Raw genomic sequence first — 9,154 nt, 5'->3', positions numbered from 1 at the left:
TATAGTGATATTTTTCTTTATTCTTATCTAAATAATTGTATAAATGGTCGTATTGCTTTTTATGTGCACGATATTCAAATCCTGTTAAAACATGTTCTAACATATTTGCTATATTATCGCCGTCTTCTTTAACTTTCATTGATTTATCCTCATCAATGTCATCTTGTGCTAGGGATAAACTAGCATTAAACTGAATATCATGATCATCACAATGGATATATACAATGGCGCCGTCTTTGATTGGAGCGAATTTCGTTACTTTTACATTTAAACTGAAGTTATCTTTAAAAAATCTTATTGCTGATTTCTCAAAAGATTTTCGATGCTTTTTAGCAAAATGAATAGACTTTCTATCTACATGTGGATCATCTTTATACCCTTGTCCTTTATATTCTTGAGCTAGCATTCTATCTGGAACTTTTTCTTGAAACATAGGTGAACAACCTCCTAATATTAAAGTGGTTGAAAGAATAATGGGGGAAATCTTAAACTTCATATGGTCACCTCGATGATGAGTGAATGTTATATAGTAATGTGAGTCTTCACTTAAAACTATTGAGAAATACATATCATAAAGAAAAATATAATAGTATAAAATTTTCATTTAATATATTAAGGAGTAAAACCCAAAGCGCTTGCTAATTCGTGGTCATTATTTGTTATTGTCTTTATACTATTCTGAATTTTATTAGTGTAAGTTTGATAACTTGATTCTATTTTATTTAATTTATCTTTCTTCTTTTTTATAATTTTAAGTATATCGACCACCGAATTTTGTTCAGTAGCTCCACCTAATTCCAAGGCATCTAAAACTTCATTTTCATTTAGAAGATTATCTATATGTTGAGCATCTTCAAGACCGGAAGACCAATTTTCTTTAAATTCTTGTTCTTTTTTCTCTAATACTTTTTTTATTGATTTAAACTCCTGCTGAATATTATCTTCTAATGTCTTTAATAAAACATAAGCAACAACGTCGTTAAGTAATTTTTCGGACGTAGCAGTGTTTGCACCATGATAATTGTTAAGTAGTTTAATGCTTACTTCTTTTATTTCGCTTACAAGTTGATGTGTATTTATTTTATTTGATATAAGCGCTTTAATTGTAAGACTATCTAATGTTTTATTAATTTTTAACTGTGATTTAGAATCAAAAAAGTTATCAATACTATGTTTAGTTCCGTTATGTATAGTGATAAATTTCCCAAAGTATATCCCATGTGATATAAAAGAAGTTGTGGTTAGCGGATCATAATTAGTACGAAAGTTTGTTATTGTACCATTATAATTTTTAAAAGTGTTTTTCAAACTTAATAATTGCAAAAGTTTAAGCATAGAGATTGCAAAATCTGGTTTTTTCGGCAAATTATTAAAAGGTGTAACTAGATATTTTAAAGATCTTTTTAATAAATTTATTTCTGGAATAGATAAGGGAGCTGAATTGTAAGTTACAATATTTTTGATATTATTGCTTATGCCAAGTATAGTTGCATCTCGTCCCCCTTTAGAATGACCAGTAATTGTTTCTACATCGTACTCTTCTTGTATTCTTTTAATAAATTTTTGAGTTTCTTTAAAGTAAGGGTCATACTGATTTACAACGTTTAAACCAATGTTTTTATCTGCGTAGATATCTTGCATAGAGTCTAAAATATTATCTTTATTAATATTAGTCCCAGCTACACCGATAATAGCTTTTCCTGTATTTTTATCTACAAATACTGAAGTACTCAATCCTGTCTTAGTATCATTAAAGGTTTCTTTATACTCAAGGTTAGGCGGAAAATTATTATTATTTTTTGCCTGTTTAATTTGGTATTTTATTTCATCTTTAGTTAACCCTAGATGGTATGCAGTTTCTAATCCATAACTTAGTTTAGATATCGCACTAGTACTTTCAGTAGTTTTAGTTAAACCATTAAAATCTATTTGAGTCTTATTATTCATTATCATCAACCCCTTCAAAACCACTTCTGTCATACTTTATTGAGTCTGAAAAACTGTATTTACTATTTTTAAAACCAAAAATTAGACTAACATCTATATCCTTATCTTTTTTAAATTCGCTACTATTACCACTCATAGATATATATGGAGTATGCAAATCTTTAACATTGTATATTTTTTTCAGGATTTTAATAGTTTTATCGCTATTATTTAACTTAAGATTCCCGTGCAGAGAGTTAACTGAGTAACCATAGTCAATATTCTCCCAGGCGTTTCTTTTTATATTTTTAAATTCAGCATATTGACTAATAAATTTAAAGTTTTTAATTTTTTCCTTTAATACTTTGTCAGCGCGCTTATCCACACATTCTAGACGATTTTCCTTCATAACTATTTTATAATTAGTCTCTTTTGTAGTTAATCCTTTTTCTTTATCATCAAATGTTTTATATATATAATACTTACCATTAGCATTTTTCTTTTTAGGGTTAATATATAGTACTGCTCCCTCGGTAAATAAAACTTTTCCTTTTTTTACTGAATAACTAGACTGTACTATCCAAGTTCCCGAAGATATATTTTTCTTAGTGTACTTCCCCTTTGGAGAAAGATGATAGTAGTCATCTAGGTTTTTAACTGGGTAAATTTTTAATTTTTCGTTAAATAAATTCTTAATTTTTCTTTCTTTTTCAAAGAAAAATAAATAACAACCGATGGCTATAGTTAGTATTAGTACTAAAATGATAATTAGTCGTACTACTTTCTTGATGTTCATGTAATCAGCTCTTTCCGAGATAGAATTAGTAAACAATATGAAGATCAATCTTTGAACTTTATCGAATTAAATACTATATAATGTGCTCGTGGATAATATACATGTAGTTGCAATTGGTAATAAAAAAATAAATAATTCTAAATTATCAATCATTAATAATTATAGCTATAGTGAAAAGGTAGCTTATATACTAATTACAAATACAAGTTAACCTACTAAAACGCTCCGTTTGGTGTATAATGAGATTGAAGATTGTCAATGTATATAGTTATAGTTCCTTACAGAATAAGTTGGTATAGTTCGAGATGATACTATATAGACTCCTAAGTAATTCATTTCAGTAATACTTACGCTACCATCTATATTGATTGCTTCTACAAATGCCACATGACCTGATGCACCATCTGGAGTTTGTAGAATAGAACCAACGGAAGGTGTATGGTCTACCTTGAATCCTTCGCTAGCTTACTCAACTTATCTTGATTAAAATTTTATAGTAATCAATTTCTAATTTGTAGGTAAAATTTAATACTACTCTTGTATTTGGAGTAGTGCTTATTAAATCGTCACAATGGTATTTTATAGATTTATTCCATATTCATCGTCTTCATTAACTCCTTCAGTATGATATCCAATAGAATCTGAAATTTTAATATTATTTTGATTAAAATTGATGTCTAGACTAATATCGATATTATTATCCTTTTTAAATTCACTACTGGCACCACTCATAGCAATAGAAGGTGCACCTTTATCTTTAATATCATAAATTGCTCTTAAATCTTTAACAATATCGTCTTCGTTACTTAGGTTACGAGTAGCGAAAAAGTTATTCAATGTGTAGTTATAATTTCTAATTACCCATTGATTTTTTTTGATGTTTTTAAAATCAGAGTATTGACTCATAAACTTAAAGTTTTCAATTTTTCTTTTTACCGCTGTACTTGCACGCGAGTCCATACATTTAATTCGATTATTTTTCATAGTAATTTTATACTTATTTTCTTTAGTGATTAGACCTTTTTGATTGTCATCATATATCTCATTTTTGAAATAATTACCTTTAGCAGTTTTCTTTTCTAAATTAATATATAGAACGGCTCCTTCAGTAAATAATTTACCTTCTTTTTTAATAGAATAACTAGTGAATACTATCCATGCCCCACCATACCCATTATTTTTAGTGTATTCCCCCTTAGGAGTGAGATGATAATAATCATCTAGATTTTTAACAGGATAAAACTTAGCTTTTCATTAAATAAATTCTTGATTTTCCTATCCTTTCCCAAAAGCAATAAATCACAACCGGTAGCTGTTGTTAGTATTAGTACTAAAACGATGAGTAGTTGTAATAATTTCTTGTTGTTCATGTGATCAGCTCTTTCTTTGATATGAAAATAAAATTCTTTTAATTTAGAAACTATTTTCAAAAGTTTATTGATATATTTTATAAAGTAACCTAGATGTTCTGTAGAAGAAAATAGTATAAACGACTAAACTAGAAATCCTTAAATAATAGGACATATATAGTAACTATCAATAATGTCAAACATTATAAGCGTTATTTAAGGTTTATTATACACAAAAAAGACATTGCTAAATAGTATAATATTAATAATTAGAATAAAATTTAAAACTTGACGAAAAAGATGCTTTACAATCATCGATAATCAGGTATTATTAATATCAAGCGTTGATTTTAATACTAATAACGCTTCACCAAATTCAGAACACACTCAGTTGATTGTTATGTTTGAAATTTAAAAAGTCCGTTTTTAAATAAACAAAATCCAAAAGGTTAACCTTTAATCTTACTTGCAGTATTAACGAATAAGATATCTAATTATTCTTAAAATTATAAAACTAATCAGATTCATATTGGAATGATTTTTGATTATTAATATGAAGTATGTGTTAAAGATTATTTGATATATTTTAAGTCAAATTTTCAATGTGTACTCGAGACGCTTGATGGATCTAGACCACAACGAAAATCCATTCTTCGAGCTCTTTGAGCGAAAAGAATTAGTTGAGTGTGGTCCCATAAGCAAGCGAGAGTTATAACATTGAAAATTAAATACGCTTAATTTTAATATCTTAATAAATCAATACAAAGCTAAATATACAGTTATTCTCCTTGATGCTGAGGGCAATATGAGCGAACAAAGTCATTTGGTTAGCTCGTATTATAGTGGAGAATCAGACTTAAAAATGATGAGACAAGGATTTAAAACTGAGATAGATAAACGTCGTAATGATGAAACGCGAGCTGCTTCAATTGAATTAGTGATTATCAATAATTTAAAGTTATATGTTGAGAATGCAGGTCTGACAGAACAAGAGATTATGATGATTCTGAATGAAGGCCCTAAGTTTAATATCCATATTATTATTACTGGATTCTACAATGACTTATTTAACAGTTATTTGCGTCAAGTGAAACTCGCAAATCAACTTATTAATCAAGCTGTTATTATTTCGAGACTTTATGACCAGAACTTTGTACCTACAACAAACGCTTCTAAAGAACCGCCGTTGAAGAAAGGTGACATGTATTACTTCAACAACTATGACTACAAGAAAATAAAACTCATCGATAGGGAGTGATATAAATGGGAGAAGTTAAAGTTGAGACAAATAGTGCCAAGAATGAAATAAATAACATTAAAAGTGCAGGAGAAGATATTAATTTTAAAAATGACGTTGACTTAAGTGATACAAATATAGAACCTTTCACTTCATTTAAAGATGATGCAGATATTCTCTTAGAAGCATTAAATAACTATAAATCAATTGTCTCAGAGGATACTACTGCGATGGCTTCTGTGGTTGATGAGTTTGACTCAAACGATAAAGAGATGGCTAATGATATATCTAATGTTCCAGTCAGTGAATAGATAATTAAATGAAAAGAGATGGTTGATATGTCTAATAAAGGTGAGCTTATTAAAAAACGTGTCGAATTACAAAATAAAAAGGAGTCTGTTGCTTCTGATATATCTGACCTTAAATCGAAAAAGGAAAGGTTAGAGAAAGCTAAGCAATCTGCTGAACAAATTAAAGATGATTATCAAAATCAGAAAAACTCCTATAATAATGTTGAGATTTCTGAATCTAATTGGAAAGGAGAGAGAAGAAAGGATAACGATGAGAAGAAAGAAGATTTAGATGACGCTATTAAGCAATATGGTGATAAATATAAAGATATCATTGACAAATTTAATGATGATATCAGTAAACTTTCAAAAGATATATCAAGCTTAGAAGATAAATTGGATGGAATTAATAATTCTATTAAAGCACTTGATCAAGAAATAGAAAATGCTTAATTAGAGGAGGGATAGAATTGGGTAATAAAGTATCCATGGGTGAAGTTCATCAATTAAAGGATTCTATTAATAGTTCACTTAAAAGCTTACATAGTCAAACAGAAAAGCTTAAAACTAATATCAATAAATTAAGTGATGATAGTGATTTTAAAGGTAAAACCGCAGAGAATATTAATCGTTATAATAAGAACTTTCATATTGAAACGATTAAACGTCTTGATAATGTGAAGAAAGAATATGCCTCAACGTTTAAAAAGTCAATTAATACATTTCATAACGACGTAGATAATTCTGAGGAAGCCATTATTGTTAGCGATGAATTAAAAGAGTATAAAGATAATTTAGATAAACCAGCTAAAGAAATCGAGAATACTAAAGTAAGAATGAATTCTACTGTTGTTAATGTAGCTGATATTACTACTGCCGAATCTATTAAAGGCAATGAAGTAAAAGATAAACTCAAAGACGTAACTAAGCACATTGATGAGACTATAGATAAATTGGAAGATTACGTTTCTGCTCATTCATTCGATAATTTAGACCTAGAAGAAATGATTACACCTATAAAAACTATGACTTCAAAGGTTTCAAAGATGAGTCCTGATAGATCTAAGATTCCGAGCGTCGGACGCAATTTAGCCATTGATTATAAAATGGCTGATAAAGATAATCCAATTAAACAATTCAGTGAACAACTTGAGGATTATCGTTCCTATCTGTACGGTGGAAAGAAGTATAAAGATGTCGTCAAATCATTATTAGAATTAAAAAATGCCTGCTTAGCATCATATATAGTTGGTGATGGAAGTATAAGAAAAGGTAATAAAATACTTTCTAGCGCAAAATCGATTGATAAATTAGGTAAAAAGCGTACTCGTTTACTTAACTCAATATTAAAGACAAATTTAGAAAACATTGAAGGAAAAAAGATTATTAAAGCAGTTAAATTTATGTTTGAAGATAAACCTAATATGAAAATGTCTGAGAAATTTAAATCTGCTTTAAAAATGGCTCGAAATTATAATGATAAGGAATTTAAAAAGATTTATGAAACGGCTAAGCCTAAAACATCAATAAAAAAAGCATGGGTAGATAAATTCAATGAATTAAAGAATAAAGCATCATTTGAAAATTTGAAGAAAAAATTTAATGTTAAAAACCTAAAAGATTTATCACTAAAAAAATGGGAGGATTTTAAAGGAAGCAATTGGTTAGGTAAATCTTCTAAATTAATGAAAGTTGGCTCTAAAGCTTTAGCTCCAGTAGGAACTGTAGTTGCAATAGGCAATAACTTTCTGAGTAAAAAATCATTACAGAGAAAAATTGTTGATACATCTGTGGACCTCGGTGCTATGGGTGCCAGTAGCGCAACTGGATTTATGGTGGGTGCTGCTATTGGCGGCCCTGTTGGAGCAGCTGTTGGAGGAGCAGTGGGAGCATTTACAGGGTTACTTTTGGATCAAAAATTCAATGGTAAAAGTGCCACTGATATTGCCAAAGAAAAAGCTAATAAGGCAGTAAATAAGTTTAAACATAAAGCAGTAGAGACAACCCATAAGGTTGCTCATACATTAAATAAGACAAAAGAAAAGGTTTCTAATGCTGTGCATGCGTTTGGGCATACTCTAAGTAAAGTTTTTTAATAATAATAGAAAAGAAGTGTAAATATGAATTCCTATACTCAATTACGTCAACCTATTGCACAAATTCTTGGATTTTTTAGTTTATTGGCGATAAGTTTTTGTTTTTTGTCTTTAGAAAAAAGCGGATTAATATTTAAAATACCATTAGGTTTATTGATAACTACAATAATTGAAATATTTTTTATATTTTCATCGATTATAGGCTTATTATATAAGCCAAACTATAAAAATATTGCAATGTGGAGGTGTTATTTTTTTATAACTGTGATAAACAGCTACATCATGTTATATGCAGTATTTAATATGTACTTTTTAGCAGCTCTATACTATAAAATAGATTTACAATTTTATTGGGGGGTAGGTATAGTCGGTATGACTTCGAGTTTTATATTAGATACTATTGCAAATATTATTTTAATTAATGTCACAAGTTTTAAACATCATATGGTAAGTCTATTATTTCGATTTTTGGGAGCTTCTGTTTATATAGTTTATATTATTCTTTACTTTATAGTTCCTCATAATATAGATAATAGGAATGACTTTATACATTTAATATTCCTTACAATTGCTATACATGTAATAGTAGTATATTTATTTATCATGTATGGCGATTATACTTACTCGCTTGAAAAAGGGGAGATACCAGAATAAAAAGGAATCTTAAAGTTGCTCTTAAAATATATAAGACAAAAGAAAAGGTTTTTACATGCGGCTCAACATTCAAAGCCGTACTTTAAGTAAGCTATTTTAAATATACTAGAAAAGAAGTGTGAATATGAATTCCTATACTCAATTACGACAACCAGTTCCGCAGATTCTTGCTCTCGTTAGTCTTTGTATTCTAGTAGTTGATTATTTAAGTGCTAAATACAACGGCGTATTAATGAATATACCTGTATATATTATAGGTGTGTGCTTGATTAATTTATTAGTCATATTAATTTCTTTTTTATGTATTTTCATCAAACCACATTACAGTAATACCTTTATGTGGAGAAATTTTTTTATTATAACAGTGTTAGATAGTTACATGATTCTGTATGCTATTTTTAATCTCTATTTTATCGTAGCAATTCGGCATCATATCGACATATTTAATTATTGGATTATTGGTATTAGTAGTATGACATTAAGTTTTGTGTTAGATACTGTTGCTAATATAATTTTAATTAACGTGACAAGTTTTAAGCATCATATGATAGGACTATTATTTAGATTTTTGGGTGCGTTCGTTTATATAGTATATATTATTCTATACTTTATTGTTCCTCATGATATAGATAACAGAAATGATTTTATACACCTAATTTTCCTTACTTTAGGTTTTCATGCGATAGTTGTATATAGCTTTATACTATATGGTGGATATACGTATGATATTGAACAAGGAGAGGAACCTACAGAAAGACGACTTAAATTTTAATCAACAATTGATAAATATATTTTAATACAAGTGC

General features: G+C 28.4%; 9 protein-coding genes and 2 pseudogenes. 6 read left to right on the top strand and 5 right to left on the bottom strand.

Features of this window, described 5'->3' with window-relative positions:
- The 5 genes and pseudogenes from CD039_RS11935 to CD039_RS11865 form a co-directional block, all read right to left on the bottom strand.
- Positions 1–433, bottom strand: a 433-nt coding sequence (locus CD039_RS11935; protein ID WP_206169772.1) for a DUF1672 family protein, incomplete at its 3' end; no start/stop codon positions are given.
- A 179-nt stretch (positions 434–612) separates the two neighbouring features.
- Positions 613–1,947, bottom strand: a complete 1,335-nt coding sequence (locus CD039_RS07900) for a type 1 periplasmic-binding domain-containing protein (protein WP_103371862.1) — start codon at positions 1,945–1,947, stop codon at positions 613–615.
- Entirely contained in the window at positions 1,940–2,722 is a 783-nt protein-coding gene (locus CD039_RS07895) for a Csa1 family protein (RefSeq protein ID WP_103371861.1), read from the bottom strand. The genes CD039_RS07900 and CD039_RS07895 overlap by 8 nt, the downstream gene beginning before the upstream one ends.
- Before the next feature lie 255 nt (positions 2,723–2,977).
- Positions 2,978–3,178, bottom strand: a pseudogene (locus tag CD039_RS11770) (CHAP domain-containing protein); the annotation flags it as partial.
- A 123-nt stretch (positions 3,179–3,301) separates the two neighbouring features.
- A pseudogene (locus CD039_RS11865) lies at positions 3,302–3,955 on the bottom strand (Csa1 family protein); the annotation flags it as partial.
- 921 nt (positions 3,956–4,876) lie between these two features.
- Here CD039_RS11865 and CD039_RS07885 point away from each other — a divergent pair.
- The 6 genes from CD039_RS07885 to CD039_RS12250 all read left to right on the top strand — a co-directional run bounded on the left by CD039_RS07885 (position 4,877) and on the right by CD039_RS12250 (position 9,120).
- Positions 4,877–5,329, top strand: a complete 453-nt coding sequence (locus CD039_RS07885) for a hypothetical protein (RefSeq protein WP_186303075.1) — start codon at positions 4,877–4,879, stop codon at positions 5,327–5,329.
- A gap of 5 nt (positions 5,330–5,334) precedes the next feature.
- Positions 5,335–5,619, top strand: coding sequence for a TIGR04197 family type VII secretion effector (locus tag CD039_RS07880; protein WP_103371859.1), 285 nt, complete (start codon positions 5,335–5,337; stop codon positions 5,617–5,619).
- Between the two features lie 27 nt (positions 5,620–5,646).
- Positions 5,647–6,051: a YwqH-like family protein gene (locus tag CD039_RS07875; RefSeq protein ID WP_167386241.1), complete on the top strand. Its 405-nt coding sequence runs from the start codon at positions 5,647–5,649 to the stop codon at positions 6,049–6,051.
- 17 nt (positions 6,052–6,068) lie between these two features.
- Positions 6,069–7,694 carry a T7SS effector LXG polymorphic toxin gene (locus tag CD039_RS07870; protein ID WP_103371857.1) on the top strand — a complete coding sequence of 542 codons (1,626 nt, stop codon included), beginning with the start codon at positions 6,069–6,071 and terminating at the stop codon, positions 7,692–7,694.
- Positions 7,695–7,718: 24 nt separating this feature from the next.
- Positions 7,719–8,348 (top strand): DUF5079 family protein, encoded by a 630-nt coding sequence (locus tag CD039_RS07865; protein ID WP_103371856.1) that lies wholly within the window; start codon positions 7,719–7,721, stop codon positions 8,346–8,348.
- Between the two features lie 124 nt (positions 8,349–8,472).
- Positions 8,473–9,120: a DUF5079 family protein gene (locus CD039_RS12250; protein ID WP_103371855.1), complete on the top strand. Its 648-nt coding sequence runs from the start codon at positions 8,473–8,475 to the stop codon at positions 9,118–9,120.
- Positions 9,121–9,154 lie beyond the last annotated feature (34 nt).

This window comes from Staphylococcus argensis (assembly GCF_002902305.1).
GTDB lineage: Bacteria > Bacillota > Bacilli > Staphylococcales > Staphylococcaceae > Staphylococcus > Staphylococcus argensis.
This window is presented reverse-complemented; position numbering and strand designations above follow the sequence as displayed.